This is a genomic window from Erwinia sp. LJJL01, assembly GCF_047300805.2.
GTDB lineage: Bacteria > Pseudomonadota > Gammaproteobacteria > Enterobacterales > Enterobacteriaceae > Erwinia > Erwinia aphidicola.
In genome coordinates this window covers 1,749,068-1,763,818 of record NZ_CP178576.1, presented here as the reverse complement: position 1 = coordinate 1,763,818, position 14,751 = coordinate 1,749,068, and the positions used below count along the sequence as shown (strand labels likewise).

The 14,751-nt window shown below is 62.4% G+C and carries 11 protein-coding genes; 8 read left to right on the top strand and 3 right to left on the bottom strand.

Annotation, left to right across the window (positions count from 1 at the left end; translation table 11 throughout):
* Positions 1 to 2 precede the first annotated feature (2 nt).
* From bcsD to ACLI4M_RS09060, 3 genes are all read left to right on the top strand, one after another.
* Positions 3 to 467 carry a cellulose biosynthesis protein BcsD gene (gene bcsD, locus ACLI4M_RS09070; RefSeq protein WP_133622423.1) on the top strand — a complete coding sequence of 155 codons (465 nt, stop codon included), beginning with the start codon at positions 3 to 5 and terminating at the stop codon, positions 465 to 467.
* 8 nt (positions 468 to 475) lie between these two features.
* Positions 476 to 1,477 (top strand): glycosyl hydrolase family 8, encoded by a 1,002-nt coding sequence (locus ACLI4M_RS09065; protein ID WP_208864902.1) that lies wholly within the window; start codon positions 476 to 478, stop codon positions 1,475 to 1,477.
* Between the two features lie 295 nt (positions 1,478 to 1,772).
* A complete protein-coding gene (locus tag ACLI4M_RS09060; RefSeq protein ID WP_133622424.1) occupies positions 1,773 to 2,459 on the top strand; it encodes an NYN domain-containing protein in 687 nt (228 codons plus the stop codon).
* A 240-nt stretch (positions 2,460 to 2,699) separates the two neighbouring features.
* Here the strand turns inward: ACLI4M_RS09060 and bcsG are convergent, their stop codons facing one another.
* The 3 genes from bcsG to bcsE are packed head-to-tail and all read right to left on the bottom strand — an operon-like array spanning position 2,700 to position 6,078.
* A complete protein-coding gene (gene bcsG, locus ACLI4M_RS09055; protein WP_133622425.1) occupies positions 2,700 to 4,346 on the bottom strand; it encodes a cellulose biosynthesis protein BcsG in 1,647 nt (548 codons plus the stop codon).
* Positions 4,343 to 4,534, bottom strand: coding sequence for a cellulose biosynthesis protein BcsF (gene bcsF, locus ACLI4M_RS09050; RefSeq protein WP_133622426.1), 192 nt, complete (start codon positions 4,532 to 4,534; stop codon positions 4,343 to 4,345). The genes bcsG and bcsF overlap by 4 nt, the downstream gene beginning before the upstream one ends.
* Positions 4,531 to 6,078, bottom strand: a complete 1,548-nt coding sequence (bcsE, locus tag ACLI4M_RS09045; protein WP_133622427.1) for a cellulose biosynthesis protein BcsE — start codon at positions 6,076 to 6,078, stop codon at positions 4,531 to 4,533. The genes bcsF and bcsE overlap by 4 nt, the downstream gene beginning before the upstream one ends.
* 177 nt (positions 6,079 to 6,255) lie before the next feature.
* Between bcsE and bcsR the strand changes: the two genes are divergently transcribed.
* Genes bcsR through ACLI4M_RS09020 form a run of 5 tightly spaced genes read left to right on the top strand, consistent with a single transcriptional unit; the run spans position 6,256 to position 14,699 of the window.
* Positions 6,256 to 6,447: a cellulose biosynthesis protein BcsR gene (gene bcsR / locus ACLI4M_RS09040; RefSeq protein WP_133622428.1), complete on the top strand. Its 192-nt coding sequence runs from the start codon at positions 6,256 to 6,258 to the stop codon at positions 6,445 to 6,447.
* Positions 6,448 to 6,449: 2 nt separating this feature from the next.
* Complete coding sequence (gene bcsQ / locus ACLI4M_RS09035; RefSeq protein WP_133622429.1) at positions 6,450 to 7,181, top strand: cellulose biosynthesis protein BcsQ; 732 nt, start codon at positions 6,450 to 6,452, stop codon at positions 7,179 to 7,181.
* Positions 7,178 to 9,796 carry a UDP-forming cellulose synthase catalytic subunit gene (bcsA, locus tag ACLI4M_RS09030; RefSeq protein ID WP_133624984.1) on the top strand — a complete coding sequence of 873 codons (2,619 nt, stop codon included), beginning with the start codon at positions 7,178 to 7,180 and terminating at the stop codon, positions 9,794 to 9,796. Before bcsQ ends, bcsA begins: the two co-directional genes overlap by 4 nt.
* Positions 9,793 to 12,042: a cellulose biosynthesis cyclic di-GMP-binding regulatory protein BcsB gene (gene bcsB / locus ACLI4M_RS09025; protein WP_133622430.1), complete on the top strand. Its 2,250-nt coding sequence runs from the start codon at positions 9,793 to 9,795 to the stop codon at positions 12,040 to 12,042. Before bcsA ends, bcsB begins: the two co-directional genes overlap by 4 nt.
* Positions 12,039 to 14,699 carry a cellulose synthase subunit BcsC-related outer membrane protein gene (locus ACLI4M_RS09020; RefSeq protein ID WP_253537727.1) on the top strand — a complete coding sequence of 887 codons (2,661 nt, stop codon included), beginning with the start codon at positions 12,039 to 12,041 and terminating at the stop codon, positions 14,697 to 14,699. The genes bcsB and ACLI4M_RS09020 overlap by 4 nt, the downstream gene beginning before the upstream one ends.
* Positions 14,700 to 14,751: the final 52 nt, after the last annotated feature.

Genomic DNA, 14,751 nt, shown 5'->3' with positions numbered 1-14,751 from the left:
GCATGAGTCAGTTACAGGATCGTACCCTGCAATATTATCGTCAGCAGCAGTATCAGCCCGGCTGGTTTGATCTGCTGAGCGTGATGATTAACGGCATGTTGAACAATGCGGGCGAGCAGGAGAGCCAGGCGTTTCTGCGCCAGATGGGTGACAACCTTGCCAGCCGCTACCCGCTGGGCGAGGTGGCAACCGTGGCGGACCTGGAAAGGCAGATCAACCGCGTACTGGCACAGTTCAACTGGGGCTTTGTCGATCTGCAACCGAGCGACAGCGCGATCGTTATCGATCATCTGGCGCTGCCGCCGGGCGACGGCGTGATGAGCGATCGCCAGTGGCGCCTGGCGCTCGGCGCGGTGCTGGTGGGGCTGTATGCCCGCTGGCTGCGCGGGCAGGGTGGCAGCGATAGCGTATCGCTGAGTGTGGAAGAGACGGGCGACAGCTCGCTGCGCTTCCGCTATCAGGCATGAGGATGACTATGATTGCCATATTCAGGGCCAGCGTGCTGCTGCTGGCACTGGCGCTGGGCGTATCCCAGGCCGGTGCAGCGGACGGCTGGAGCACCTTTAAAACCCGTTTTATGACCGCCGATGGCCGCATTCAGGACACCGGTAACAAAAACGTCAGCCACACCGAGGGCCAGGGCTTCGCGATGCTGATGGCCGTCTGGTACAACGACCGCAGCGGCTTCGACAGCCTGTGGCGCTGGACGCAGAATAACCTCAGCAACCCGGCTAACGGCCTGTTCTACTGGAAGTACATCCCCGACGCCAGCGACCCGGTCAGCGACCGCAACAACGCCTCCGATGGCGATGTGCTGATCGCCTGGGCGCTGCTGAAGGCGGGCAATAAGTGGGGCGATAACGGCTACTTACAGGCCTCCGACCGCCTGCAAAAAGAGATTATCAAACGCAATGTGATCGTCTATGCCGGGCGCACCATTATGCTGCCTGGGGCGCAGGGCTTTAACAAGACCAGCTATGTGATCCTCAATCCGTCCTACTTTATCTTCCCGGCGTGGCGTGATTTTGCCGCGCGCAGTCATCTGCAAGTGTGGAACAAACTCATCAGCGACGGGCAGCAGCTGCTGTCCGAGATGCGCTTCGGCGACAGCGGCCTGCCGCTCGACTGGGTGGCGCTGAACGCCGACGGCAGCATGGCTCCGGCCACCGCCTGGCCGCCGCGCTTCAGCTACGATGCCATCCGCATTCCGCTCTATCTGCACTGGTACGATCCGCAGTCGCTGCAGCTGGTGCCGTTCCAGCATTTCTGGATGAGCTTCCAGCGCCTGCAAACCCCGGCGTGGATTGATGTGATGAGCAACGAAAAAGCGCCGTACAATATGGCCGGCGGCCTGCTGGCAGTGCGTGATTTGACGCTGGATGATACCGGCTATCTCAACGACCAGCTTAACAGCAGCGAAGATTACTACTCCTCCAGCCTGCACCTGCTCACCTGGCTGGCGCTGAAAGACCGGTAGATCGGGTTTTCGTAGGGGCGAAGGCTTGCCTCGCCCGTACTGAGCCCCGTGCTCACCCGAGTCGGGCATGCCCGACCCCTACGATTCAGGTTACCTGGTTATTGTAGGGGCCACGGCATGCCTCGCCCGCATGGTTAGATCTTCGAAGACGATGATGTACTGTCATTGACTGTGGTCCATATTTGAGTAGAATAAATTCCACTCAACCCTGAACGCAGCGATTAAGTTCACTGGCCGTTGGGGTGAAGGAACCGGCCATCGCGCCGGTTTTTTCGTTTCTTAAGGATAAGAAAAAATGCGCACCTCCTTTTTTGTTGATGGATACAACCTCTTCTACGGTATGCTGGCCGGAACACCCTACAAGTGGCTAGATTTGCCCGCTCTGCTGGCTCATATCTGCAAGATACAAAATCCAGCCTCTGTAACCCAGCAGGTGAATTACTTTACCTCTCCCGTTTTGCCCCCTCTTGCAAGCAGGGGGAAGCAGTCAGCCGAGGCACAAGATGTTTATATCCGTGCCCTGAAAGCGCAGGGTGTGATAGTCAACCTGGGCAGGCACAGACTTAATCGCGGTAAAGCTCCACGCTATATAGAAGGAGTTCAGGCATCCCGAACCGATAAGGTAGATGTGTGGGATCTTGAGGAGAAAGAAACGGATGTAAATATTGCCATAAGCATGTACCGACTTCTCGCATGCCAGAGAAATAAGAATGTCGCACAATGCACTGAACAGATCGTCCTTGTCTCAGCGGATACTGATATGACACCCGCACTGAAAGCGATCAGAGAAGATTTCCCAGCGGTTACTGTTGGTATTATTCTGCCGCACAGGGAAGGTATAGATCGTGGAGTTCCTGGCTCTCTAAAAAACCACAGTGACTGGATAAGGCGGCATGTAAAAATTGATGAGCTGATAGCCCATCAATTTCCTCCTCGCGTACCGACAAGAAAAAAACCAGCCGATAAGCCTGATTATTGGTAGCACGATAGTTAAAGACGTGGCATCAGGCTAAACCTGGGGGGCGAAGGCATGCCTCGCCCGTACTGAGCTCCGTGCTCACCCCGGGTCGGGCATGCCCGACCCCTACGCAAATCCCGTTTGGTGCTATATGCCTCGCCGGTACTGAATACCGTCTCACCCCGGGTAGGGCTACCTGCCTGGGTAGGGGCCGACCTTCTTTTGCGGTCGGCCCTGAACCCACCCCGACAAACCCCACGCCGATCACTGCGGATACGCCACCCAGTCGCCGCCGTTCAACCTAATCCACGGCTTGCCCTGATACATCACCACCACCGCGTTATCATTTTCCGAGACTACCGGCGTCTGCGGCAGGTTATCGCTCAGCGCGGCCATATTCACGTTCGGCGCGTTGAACACCTGGCCGTCGACCACGCGGGAGACCAGTTCGGAGATCGCCTGCAGGCTGGTGGGGGTGCTGACGTTTAGCGTCGCCTGGTGCGGCGCTTTCATCCCGGCAAACTTAATCCCGACCGGCACGTGGGTAATGCTGCTGCTTGGGATGTCGCGCAGGCCGGACATCTGCATGCGGTCACCCTCCAGCGCTGCGCCGTGCTCCGGCACCACAATCACCATCACCCGGCGGCCAGACTTGTCGAGGTTAGTCAGGAAGCCGTCCAGCTGGTCAAACAGCGTGTTGGCCCGTGGCTGCCACGGCGCGGTTTTGCTGCTGCCCAGCGTGCGCGTGCCGTCGTGCAGCGGGATCAGGTTATAGAAGGTGGCGCTGCGGGCGTCGGCGCTTTTCTGGCGTTCGTCGAGCCAGCGCTGCATCAGCTGCGCATCGTTAAACACCGGCGAGCCGTCGAAGGAGGTCAGTTCGTGCGAGATACCGGCCTGCGACATCAGCGGTGCCTGTAAATTGCCCTCTTCGCGCAGCTCCTGCAAATAGCCGCCAAAAATCCCCTGATGGTCCAGCATCAGCTGCGGCTTAAAGCCGAGCTGCGCCAGGTTATCAAACAGGTAGCAGCGGGCATCTACCGGCTTGTACAGATCGCTGTGCGAGCTTTGCCCGCAGCTGGCGCGCAGCAGGCGGATGCCCGCCGGGCCGCTGTAGCCGGTGGCAGAATTGTAGTTATCCAGCAGCAGGTCGAAATGTTTCCACAGCGGGTGATTACGCAGCCGGGCGTAATCAATATCCGACCAGGCCAGCGAGCAGATGTTGATCACCAGAATATCGAACGGCGCGGCATCGGCAGGCAGCGCCGCCGGGAAGGCGGTGACGCGCTGCTTCTCTGTTTCATAAAACCTGTTCAGGTACGCCGTCAGGCTGGCGCTGGTGGGGGCAGCGGACTGATCCAGCCCGCTGGCGGCCACGGTATTATTCCCCGGCGTACTGCTTGCGACGGCAACCGGCGCAGCCGCTTTATCCGGCAGCAGGGCGAAGGAAGGCCCGGCCAGGTTCACCACGTTGAGCCACACCAGCGCCAGTGACACCAGCACCGTCACCCGCAGCCACTGGGCAACAAACAGGTAGAGCACCATCAGCACGAAGCCGCTGCCGATCATCTGCCAGTTGATAAAGCGCTGCAGCAGGTCGAGCAGATAAGCCGGGGAGAAGCCCGCCAGCTGGCTGCCCTGGCTGAGCAGGCTGGAAAGCCCCGGCAGCCAGGTGTCGTGCCACAGCAGCGCGATGCCGAGGGGCACGGAGACCCAGTGGCGCAGACGGTGCAGCTTCGGCGAGGGCAGCAGCAGCCACGCCAGAAACACCAGATTAGCCAGCGCGTGGAAGTTGAGGTAGCCAAACCACAGCAGGGCAAATTTCAGCAGGAAATAGAGGTTCCAGCCGCCCAGCCCGCGCCAGTTGCGCCACAGGCCAGGGGAAGTCTCAGAAGAAGGGTCACGCAGGGTCATGATTTTTTACTGTCCGTCCCGGAAGTTTTACGCCGCCACGTGCCTTCATATTTCAACGCGCGCGGCGGCAGCACGCGGTGCCGCAGCCCGCGCCATTTTTTCGGCAGCCAGCGGCCGTATAGCGGTTTGAGCAGCAGCAGGATCAGCAGCAGCAGAGTGACAATCTGCACCCAGTCCATCAGCGTCATGGCGCATCGCCCTTGTCCACCGGGGTGTTAAGCGTCACCTCTTCCGGCACCAGGCGCAGCGGTGCGGCCTGCGGTTCCGCAGCAGAAGGGGGGGCTTGCACAGCAGGGGCATCGCGCCAGGCGCCGGGCGTGGTGCCGGCCATCTGCCGCACTTCCGACAGGATCTGCAGATCTTCAAACCACACCAGGCGATTGGTGAAGATCTCGTCGGGCGGCAGGCGGAAGATAAATTTCAGCGCGGTATCCAGGTCGTTGTAGCGGCACGAGGAGAGGAACAGGTACAGGCGGTCGCCGATGCGCGTCACCAGGTCACCGAAGCGGCGCGGCTTGCACAGCGTCAGCGCCTGCTCCGGGTTCAGCTCCGGCACCGGGCGCAGCGCCACCAGTAGCCCTTTGCCGTCCTGCGGCAGCACGGTGTTGCCGATCAGGCGCGTTACCGAGCGGCAGAAGTGCTCCAGCGGCAGGTAGCCTTTCTCCTGCAATGGCTGCATCGATTTCAGCAGTACGCTCAGGTCGGCCGGCACGTGGCGGTTATAGCGCTGCCCCTGCAAGCCTTCCAGCGTGGTGAGAAAGCGCGACATCGCGGCGTTTAGCGGCACAATCGCGTTTACGCCGCAGGCCAGCAGCAGGCGCTCATCGCTGTTGCGCAGCGCGGTGTGCATCTCGCGCACCACGATTTTCAGCCCGCTGCCGCGCGTGCGCCGCAGGTTATGAATGTCTGCGGCAAGCTGGGCGATCTGGTCACTGTGGTGCAGGTTAAAGATCACCGTGGCGGCGCTGGCCTGCTGAGCGCGGCTGGCCAGCTGGCCGTTATCGTCGAACAGCGTCCAGGCGCTGGAGAGCGGCGGCGCGCCCTCCAGCACCCCTTTTTCGGCCAGGTACAGATGCTCATCATTTAAGGTTAACGGGCTATTTTGCTCCGAATCGCTAATCTGAGTGAAGCAATCCTGCTGTAATTCAAGGCGTAATGCGCGGTCGGCCAGCATGCCACTTTTATTACACCACCAGTTAATTCGGTAATTCCAGCTATCCTGCTGCCATTCCAGATGTGAAAGTCCGTCTAAATGACGATAGCGGGTTTGTAAATCATTTCGCAGGTGATTAACGCCGGAACCGTAAGTGATAATCAACATTGTTGACTGTCGCGAGGCTAACCACTTTTGCATTCCCTTCAGCCAGCTGTTTAATTCTTCAGGTGTTATTTTTTCCCAGCTGCTAAATGCGGTAAAAAATAACAAGAATCGTGGCTTGTTGGCTAAAGCGCGCGATAAATCTTCGCCCAAATTAAGCAGGGCTTGCTGAGTAGCGGGCAGGGAAAACAGCGGGATGGTGTTCGGGCCGCTGGCAGGGTCTGGAACCAGCAGAGACTGGGGTTTCTCAGGGGTGGCGATCAGCGTCACGGCCGTCTGAGTCGCGATAGTCTGACGTGCCAGAGTGCGTGCATCTTCCTGACGGTTTACCGTTACCCAGTAGCAGCCTGGCGGTTGCATCAGCACTAATTCATTTTGGACCTGACCCAGCCCTAAGCTAAATGAAATCGTCATAAGATTTTTCGCACCAGGGGTAATCCAGCATAATGGCAGGTCGGATAAAGATTTCCGTACCAATTCTAATCCCGTAAATATACATTACATCGTAAACCATTCCAGTGAATCATTGATGGAATCGTTATGTGATGAAATCCTATTAATCCGTGCGGATAATCCGACATAATGACCGCCATGCCGAATAAAAATCAGCAATCTGGGAAAATCCCTGGCCACGAACCGCCCGATGACATTAGCGCACTGGGTGAGGCTTTTGCGTTAACCGCGTTTCGCTATATCGATATTGCCCGTCAGGAAAGGCTGGCCGCAATTTATCAGCGCTGGCCATTACTGACCGAATTGGGCGCATTGCAAAAAAAGGGGTAGTTATGCCGGTGGTGGCATTTTGCGGTTTACGCGGGGGAGTGGGCACCACTTCCATAACAGCGGCGCTGGCCTGGGCACTGAATAGCCTTGGCGAACGTACGCTCGCCATCGATTTTTCCCCGTTTAACCAGCTGCGGATGCATTTCAACACCCCTTACCAACAGCCGCGCGGCTGGGCGCACAGCGCGCTACGGCAGCAGCCCTGGCAGCAGAGCGCCATGCGCTACACGCCATTGCTCGATTTTATTCCCTTCGGCCAGCTGCAAGCGGCTGAAAGCGAAGCGTATCTGCGCAATCCTGAAGCGCTGCTGGCGCCGTGGGCCGGGCGGCTGCACGCGCTGCGGGGCGACTATCGCTGGGTGCTGTTGGATATCCCGGCGGATATGCCGCAGCTGGCGCGGCAGCTGTTGCCGCAGGCGGACCACCGGATCGGGGTGATTGTCCCCGACGGCAACTGCCATCTGCGCCTGCATCAGGCAGAGGTCGCAGAAAATACCCGGTACCTTATTAACCAGTTTAATCCGGTGAGCAAGGCACAGCAGGATCTGCACCAGCTGTGGATCGGCTCGCTCAATCAGCGCCTGCCGCTGCTGGTGCATCGCGACGAGGCGCTGGCTGAAGCGCTGCTGAATAAGCAGCCTCTCGGAGAGTATCGCCCGCTGAGCCTGGCGGCGGAGGAGATTGCCACGCTGGCGAGCTGGTGCCTGATCAACCTGACGGGCGCGCCAGCATGAACCCGCTGCGCGCGCTGCTGATGCCCGCCGCCCTAAAGGCGCTGAGCCAGCGTTACCGCGGCTATCGCCGCCAGCGCACGCCGCCCCTGACGGCGGCGCTGCACTGCCTGCTGGTGGCGCTCGGCTGGGCGCTGCTGCGCTTTGAAAGCGCGCAGTGGCAGCAGGTCAGCGCCCGCCAGCGCCAGCTTTACCCGCATATCTCCCCCGAGCGCCCGCGCCCGGCCGATGCGCTGCGCTATCTGATCCAGAGCCTGTGGCTGCTGCTGGTGCTGCCGCTGGATGCCTCGGCGCGCAGCGAACGCCAGCGGCTGAATGCCTTTAGCGCGCTGGCCCGCTGGCGCCGGGGTTTTTACCGCTGGCTCAACCGCCTGCCGCAGCGCGCCGCGCAGGCGAAGCTGGAAAAACGCGGCGAGCGCTGGTTAAGCCAGCTTCCCCCTTTGCTGCGCCGCGCGCTGTTCACCGTGGCGGTGCTGCTTGCGACGGTGCTGGCGCTGTTGTGCATCTCGCAGCCGTTCGATATCTGGACGCAATTTATCTTCGTGATGGTGCTGTGGGCGGTGGCGATGGTGGTGCGGCGCATCCCCGGCAGGCTGCCAATCATGATGATGATCGTGCTGTCGCTGACCATCTCCTGCCGCTATCTGTGGTGGCGCTATACGGCCACGCTAAACTGGAACGATCCGCTCAGTCTGACCTTTGGCGTGCTGTTGATCGCCGCTGAAACCTACTCGTGGGTGGTCCTGCTGCTGGGTTATTTCCAGAGCCTGTGGCCGCTGCAGCGCAAGCCGCTATCAATGCCGGAAGATGTCAGCAGCTGGCCCGCGATCGATCTGCTGGTGCCAACCTGGAACGAGCCGCTCAGCGTGGTGAAGCCGACGATCTACGCTGCGCTTGGCCTCGACTGGCCGCGTGAAAAGCTCAATATTTATCTGCTGGATGACGGCCGGCGGCCGGAGTTTCGCGCCTTTGCCGAGAGCGTGGGCATCCACTACATCGCCCGCCCCAGTAACGAGCACGCCAAGGCGGGCAATATCAACCACGCGCTGCGCACCACCTGCCGCGGCGAATTTGTGGCGATTTTTGACTGCGACCACGTGCCGACGCGCTCGTTCCTGCAGATGACCCTCGGCTGGTTTATCAAAGACCCGCGACTGGCGATGTTGCAGACCCCGCACCACTTCTTCTCGCCGGACCCCTTTGAGCGCAACCTCGGGCGTTTTCGCCGCACGCCGAACGAAGGCACGCTGTTTTATGGGCTGGTGCAGGATGGTAATGACGTCTGGGATGCCACCTTCTTCTGCGGCTCGTGCGCGGTGCTGCGGCGCAGCGCGCTGGAGGAGATCGGCGGTATCGCGGTGGAAACCGTTACCGAAGATGCGCACACCTCGCTGCGCCTGCACCGCGCTGGCTGGACCTCGGCCTACATCCGCATCCCGCAGGCCGCCGGGCTGGCCACCGAGAGTTTATCGGGGCATATCGGGCAGCGCATCCGCTGGGCGCGCGGCATGGTGCAGATTTTCCGCCTCGACAATCCGCTGCTCGGCAAAGGGCTAAGGCTGGTGCAGCGGTTGTGCTACGCCAACGCCATGCTGCACTTCCTGGCGGGTATTCCCCGGCTGATCTTCCTGCTGGCCCCGCTGGCGTTCCTGCTGTGCCACGCCTTTATCATCTACGCCCCGGCGCTGGCCATCGCCATCTATGTACTGCCGCATATGCTGCACACCAGCCTGACTAACTCGAAAATTCAGGGGCGCTGGCGCCACTCGTTCTGGAGCGAAGTGTATGAAACCGTGCTCGCCTGGTATATCGCCCGGCCGACCACGGTAGCGCTGTTCAACCCGCATAAGGGCAAGTTTAACGTCACCGCTAAGGGCGGGCTGGTGCAGGAGGAGCATCTCGACTGGGTGATCACCAAGCCCTATATCTTCCTGGTGCTGCTCAACCTGGCGGGGGTGGCAGCGGCCATCTGGCGCCTGTACAGCGGCCCGACGCACGAGATCCTGACGGTGCTGGTCAGCCTGCTGTGGGTGTTTTACAACATGATTATTCTCGGCGGCGCGGTGGCGGTGTCGGTCGAGGCGCGCCAGATCCGCGAAGCGCACCGCGTGGAGATCGCCATGCCTGCGGCCATCGCGCGCGCCGACGGCCATCTGCTGCCCTGCACCCTGCGCGACTATTCGGACGGCGGCGTCGGGCTGGAGCTGCGTGAAGCGCACGCGCTCAACGCAGACGAAGAGGTCTGGCTGCTGCTCAAGCGCGGCCAGCAGGAGTTCAGCTTCCCCTGCGTGGTGCAGCGCACCTTTGGACGCCGGGCGGGCATTCGCCTGCACAACCTCAGTACCGAACAGCACGTCGAATTTATTCAGTGCACCTTCGCCCGCGCCGATACCTGGGCGCTGTGGCAGGACAGTTTCCCGGAAGACAAACCGATCCACAGCCTGGTGGATATCGTCATCCTCGGCTTTAAAGGCTACCTGCGCCTGGCGGAGTACGGGCCGCCGCGCCTGCGCCAGCTGTTTATTGGCTTAACCGCGCTGATGGCGTGGCTAGCTTCATTTTTCCCTAAAGCGCGCGGGCCACGGCCCGGTGCCCGCTCGGTAATCGCAGAATCATGAGAAAAACACGCCGCGGCCTGGCCGCACTCCTGCTGGCATTCGTCACCCAGGCCGCCCCCGCAGAAACCCCGGCAGCAGAGGCGCAGGTGCTGCCCGCCGCCCCGGTACGCCAGTCGGCGCTCAACTTTGCCCAGCTGGCACCGCCGCCGGGCAACTTTGCGCTGCGCGGCACCCAGCCGCAGGGGCAGATTGAGTTCGGGGTGCGCAGTGACGAAGTGGTGACTAACGCGCTGCTCAACCTCAGCTATCGCCCGTCCCCGGCGCTGATCCCCACGCTGTCGCAGCTGAAAATCACCCTCAACGACGAGCTGGTCGGGCTGGTAACCATCACGGCGGATCAGCTGGGGAAAGAGAACCAGACGCAGGTGGCGATCGACCCGCGCTTTATCGGCGATTTCAACCGCATCCGCCTCGAACTGATCGGGCATTACACCAATATCTGCGAAAACCCGGCTAACAGCGCGATCTGGCTGGATATCGGTAAGCAGAGCGGGCTGCAGCTGACGCTGCAAAAGCTGCCGCTGAAAAATGACCTTTCGCACTTCCCGGAACCGTTCTTTGACGCGCGCGACGGCCGCCCGATGAGCCTGCCGGTGGTGTTTGCCGCCACGCCGGATCTGGGCCAGCAGCGCGCCGCTGCCATACTCGCGTCGTGGTTTGGCAGCAAAGCCCAGTGGCGTGGGCAAAACTTCCCGGTGCTGTTGAACCAGCTGCCCGCGCAGCAGCACGCGGTGGTGTTCGCTACCAATGCCCAGCGGCCTGACTTCCTCAAAGCGCTGCCCCCGGTGGATAAGCCGACGATGGAGATCGTCGATCAGCCGGGAAATCCGTACCAGAAAATGCTGCTGGTGCTCGGGCGTGACGACAACGATCTGATCGCGGCGGTGCAGGGTATCGCGCAGGGTGAGCTGCTGCTGCGCGGTCAGACCGCCCATGTGGAAGGGGTGAAAACCCTCGCCGACCGCCAGCCCTACGACGCGCCGAACTGGGTGCGCACCGACCGCCCGACCACCTTTGCCGAGCTGCAGCAGTATGCGGGCCAGCTGCAGTCGGATGGGCTGCAGCCTGCGCCGCTGGCGTTTACCCTCAACCTGCCGCCGGACCTGTTTTTGATCCGCGCACGCGGCATCGACATGGATCTGCGCTACCGCTACACCTCGCCGCTGCAGGAGGATGGTTCGCGGCTGGCAATACACCTTAACGACCAGTTTGTGCAGGATTACCCGCTGACCGTGAAGCAGGACCGCAGCAAACAGCTGCTGCGTATTCCGCTGCTGCAGGGGCTGCAGGATGGTAGCACCAGCCTGACCATCCCGGCGCTGCGCCTCGACGTGGTGAACCAGCTGCGCTTTAGCTTCGACTATGCGCTGACCTTTATCGGCGGTACCAGCGACCGCTGCGAAACCGTGGTGCCGGTCAGCAATCACGTGGTGATCGACGGCAACTCCACCGTCGACTTCTCCGGCTATCGCCACTTTATCGAGATGCCGTCGCTGCGCGCCTTCGCCACCGCCGGCTTCCCGTTCAGCCGCCAGGCCGATCTGGCGCAAACTCTGGTCCTGATGGACCCGCAGCCGCAGCCGGAGAACATCAGCGCCATGCTCAATGTGCTGGCGAACGTCAGCGCGCAGACCGGCTATCCGGCGCTCAAGGTGCAGATTGCCGACAGCTGGGCGCAGGCGCAGAGCAGCAATGCCGATATTCTGACCATTGGCAGCCTGCCCGCCGGGCTGAAGCAGGACAGCAATATCAGCCTGCTGGTCGATGCGGCGAAAAGCCGCATCAATAAGCCGCTGCGCCAGCCAGCGCTGAGCAGCGTGGACGGCCCGGCCAGCGACCGTCAGGCGGAGAGCCAGACCACGATAACGTCAGACGGGCCGATGGCGGCGGTGGTCGGCTTCCAGTCGCCGTATGACCCGCAGCGCAGCGTGGTGGCACTGTTAGCCGACAGCCCGCGCGGCTGGCAGCTGCTGAATGAGGCGATGAACGACAGCGGTAAACGCGCCGCCATGTTTGGCTCCGCCTCGATTATTCGCGAGTCCGGCGTCAGCAGCCTGCGCGTCGGCGAAACCTATTACGTCGGCCACCTGCCGTGGTGGGAGCGCCTGTGGAATGCGCTGGCGAATCATCCGCTGTGGCTGGCGCTGCTGGCCGGGGTGGTGGTGATCCTGTTTGCGGTGCTGGTGTGGCGCCTGATGCGCGGCGTCAGCCGTCGCCGCCTGGATGACGAGGATGACGACGCGTGATACGGCGGCTAACCGGGCTGTTACTGCCGCTGCTGCTGCTGCCCGGCAGCCCCGGCGTGCGGGCGCAGGTGGCGCCGATTGACTGGCTGCTCCAGCAGGTGCGGGTCGGCGAAGCCAACCATAAATACGAGCTGGTGACGCAGTCGCTCTACCGGCTGGATAAAATCGACCCGGATAATCCGCAGGTTGTAGCGGCCAAACTGCGGCTGGCGCTGCGCCAGGGCGACCAGGCCCGCGCCGCACAGCTGATGGCGCAGCTGCGGCGCAGCGCACCGGATGCGCAGGCCACGCGTGAGGCGGCGGCCAATATGCTGCTCATCACGCCGGAAGGCCGGCAGCAGCTGCAGCAGGCGCGGCTGCTCGGCGCTTCCGGGCAGCTGGTGGAGGCGCAGGCCGCGTGGGATCGCCTGTTCCACGGCGCGTTTCCCTCCGCTGACATGGCGCTGGAGTACTGGCGGCTGGTGGCCCGGCTGCCCGGCCAGCAGGCGCGCGCGCTGGCGCAGATGCAGGCGCTGGACCGCATCACGCCGGGTAATGCCGAACTGCAGCAGTCGCTGCTGCTGATGCAGCAGAATGTGCAGCGGGTCAAAGCCGATAGCCAGGCCGCCGCGCTGGGCGCTCGCGGGCAGGCGCTGGCAGCGGCCAACCACCGGGCGGCCGCTATTGCGCTGTTCCGCCAGGCGATTGCCGCCGATCCAGGCGGTGACGACGCCAATAAATGGCGCAGTCTGCTGCGCTCGAACCATTACTGGCTCAGCATTGAGCAGGGCGATAAGGCGCTGGCGGCAGGCGAACTCAGCGCGGCGCAGAGCCACTATCGGCAGGCCGCGGGTTTCGATCCGCGTGATGCCTGGGCCCGTATCGGCTTTGGCGATGTGGCGCTGGCCGGTAAAGATCGCGCCGGGGCGGAGCAGTACTACCGCCAGGCGCTGCGGCTTGAGCCGCAAAACCGTACCGCCGCACGTCGCCTGATGACGCTGCGGCTGGACGCGCTGACTGCTGAAGCAGAGCAGCTGGCGGCGCAGGGCAGATGGGCGCAGGCGGCAGAGAAGTATCGCCTGGCGCAGCGCGAGGCGCCGGATGATGTCTGGCTCAACTATCACAGCGCGCGCGCGCTGCGTGAGAGCGGTCAGCGCGCGGCGGGCGACAGGCTGATGGCGGCGATGGCGGCGCGCCAGCCGCAGCAGCCGGCGCAGGTTTATGCTTACGGGCTGTGGCTCTCTGGCAACGGTGACGATGCGGCCGCGCTGGCGCGTCTCAACACCCTGCCACGCAGCAGATGGACGGCGGATATGCGGGCGCTGGCGCAGCGCCTGGCGCGCAGCGAGCTGCTGGCGCGCATTGACCGCAGGGTGGCGAAGCAGGAGTATGCCACGGCGCTGAGCGACTATCGCCAGGCAATGCAGGCGGTGGGGATTAGCGCCACCGCACCCGGCGACAACGAGACCTTTACCCGCCTGATGCGCAGCGACGCGCAGGACGACTGGCAGCAGCGCGGCATCCGCCGCGACAGCGCCAGCCTGTATCGCCAGCAGGAGACGCAGCTGACGCTGGCCGAGGACTATTCGCGTAATAAAGGCAGCGGCGGCGTTTCCGATTTTAGCGCGCACACCACCATGATGCAGGCGGAGACTCCGCTGTCTGACGGGCGTGGCTGGCTGCAGCTGGATAATGTAGACGTCTCGGCAGGCAGCTTTACCCGCAGCGCCAATGGCACTATCAGGGAGAATTTTGGCACCTGCGCCAGCGCGGATGCGCTGTGCAACCGCGACTTCCGCCAGCATCAGAACGGCACCAGCATTGGCGCGGGCTTCCGCAGCGAGCGCTGGTCTGCCGACCTCGGCACCACGCCGCTCGGCTTTGAGGTCACCAACTGGGTCGGCGGCCTGAGCTGGAACAGCGATATTGACGATCTCGGCGTGACGCTGAGCGCCTCGCGCCGCCCGATTGCCAGCTCGCTGCTGGCGTTTGCCGGCGCGCGCGACCCCAATCAGGCTAGCGGCAAACGCTGGGGCGGCGTGGTGGCGACCGGTGGCGCAGTCGGTCTGAGCTGGGATCGCGGCGGCGCGCACGGCGTATGGGCCGATCTCAGCGCACATCAGCTAACGGGTAAAAACGTGGCGGATAACTCCCGCGAGCGCCTGATGAGCGGCTACTACTACAAGCTCATCAACGACGATAACCGTCGGGCAACCGTTGGTATTAACGGCATGCTGTGGCACTACGCGCAGGATCTGAGCGACTATTCCCTCGGCCAGGGCGGCTACTACAGCCCGCAGCGCTATGCCTCGCTGTCGCTGCCGGTCACCTGGCGCCAGCGCACGGCCAACTGGTCGTTTGACCTTGGCGGCTCGGTTTCGCTGTCGCACGCCCATAGCGACGCCACGCCGCGCTATCCGCTGAATTTCGGCGCCATCACCGCTGATAACGCCCCGGGCAGTGATGGCGGCGGCTCCGGCTTTGGCTATACCTTGCAGGCGCTGGTCGAGCGGCGCTTAACCTCAAACTGGACGCTGGGCCTCGGCGTGGATATCCAGCAGGCCAAAGATTACACCCCGAGCCACGGACTACTCTTTCTGCGCTACTCGATGGCTGGCTGGCAGGGCGACCTTGATATGCCGCCGCAGCCGCTGGCGCCGTACGCCAGCCTGAAGTAAGCTGCGTGACTGTTCTCCCAGGAAAACACCTAAACCTCGCCCTGCAAAGCGT

Coding starts and splice junctions, on each gene's coding strand:
- bcsR (WP_133622428.1), top strand. CDS start 6,256: ATGCCGAATAAAAATCAGCAATCTGGGAAAATCCCTGGCCACGAACCG.
- bcsF (WP_133622426.1), bottom strand. CDS start 4,534: ATGACGCTGATGGACTGGGTGCAGATTGTCACTCTGCTGCTGCTGATC.
- bcsE (WP_133622427.1), bottom strand. CDS start 6,078: ATGACGATTTCATTTAGCTTAGGGCTGGGTCAGGTCCAAAATGAATTA.
- ACLI4M_RS09060 (WP_133622424.1), top strand. CDS start 1,773: ATGCGCACCTCCTTTTTTGTTGATGGATACAACCTCTTCTACGGTATG.
- bcsQ (WP_133622429.1), top strand. CDS start 6,450: ATGCCGGTGGTGGCATTTTGCGGTTTACGCGGGGGAGTGGGCACCACT.
- bcsA (WP_133624984.1), top strand. CDS start 7,178: ATGAACCCGCTGCGCGCGCTGCTGATGCCCGCCGCCCTAAAGGCGCTG.
- bcsG (WP_133622425.1), bottom strand. CDS start 4,346: ATGACCCTGCGTGACCCTTCTTCTGAGACTTCCCCTGGCCTGTGGCGC.
- bcsB (WP_133622430.1), top strand. CDS start 9,793: ATGAGAAAAACACGCCGCGGCCTGGCCGCACTCCTGCTGGCATTCGTC.
- ACLI4M_RS09065 (WP_208864902.1), top strand. CDS start 476: ATGATTGCCATATTCAGGGCCAGCGTGCTGCTGCTGGCACTGGCGCTG.
- bcsD (WP_133622423.1), top strand. CDS start 3: ATGAGTCAGTTACAGGATCGTACCCTGCAATATTATCGTCAGCAGCAG.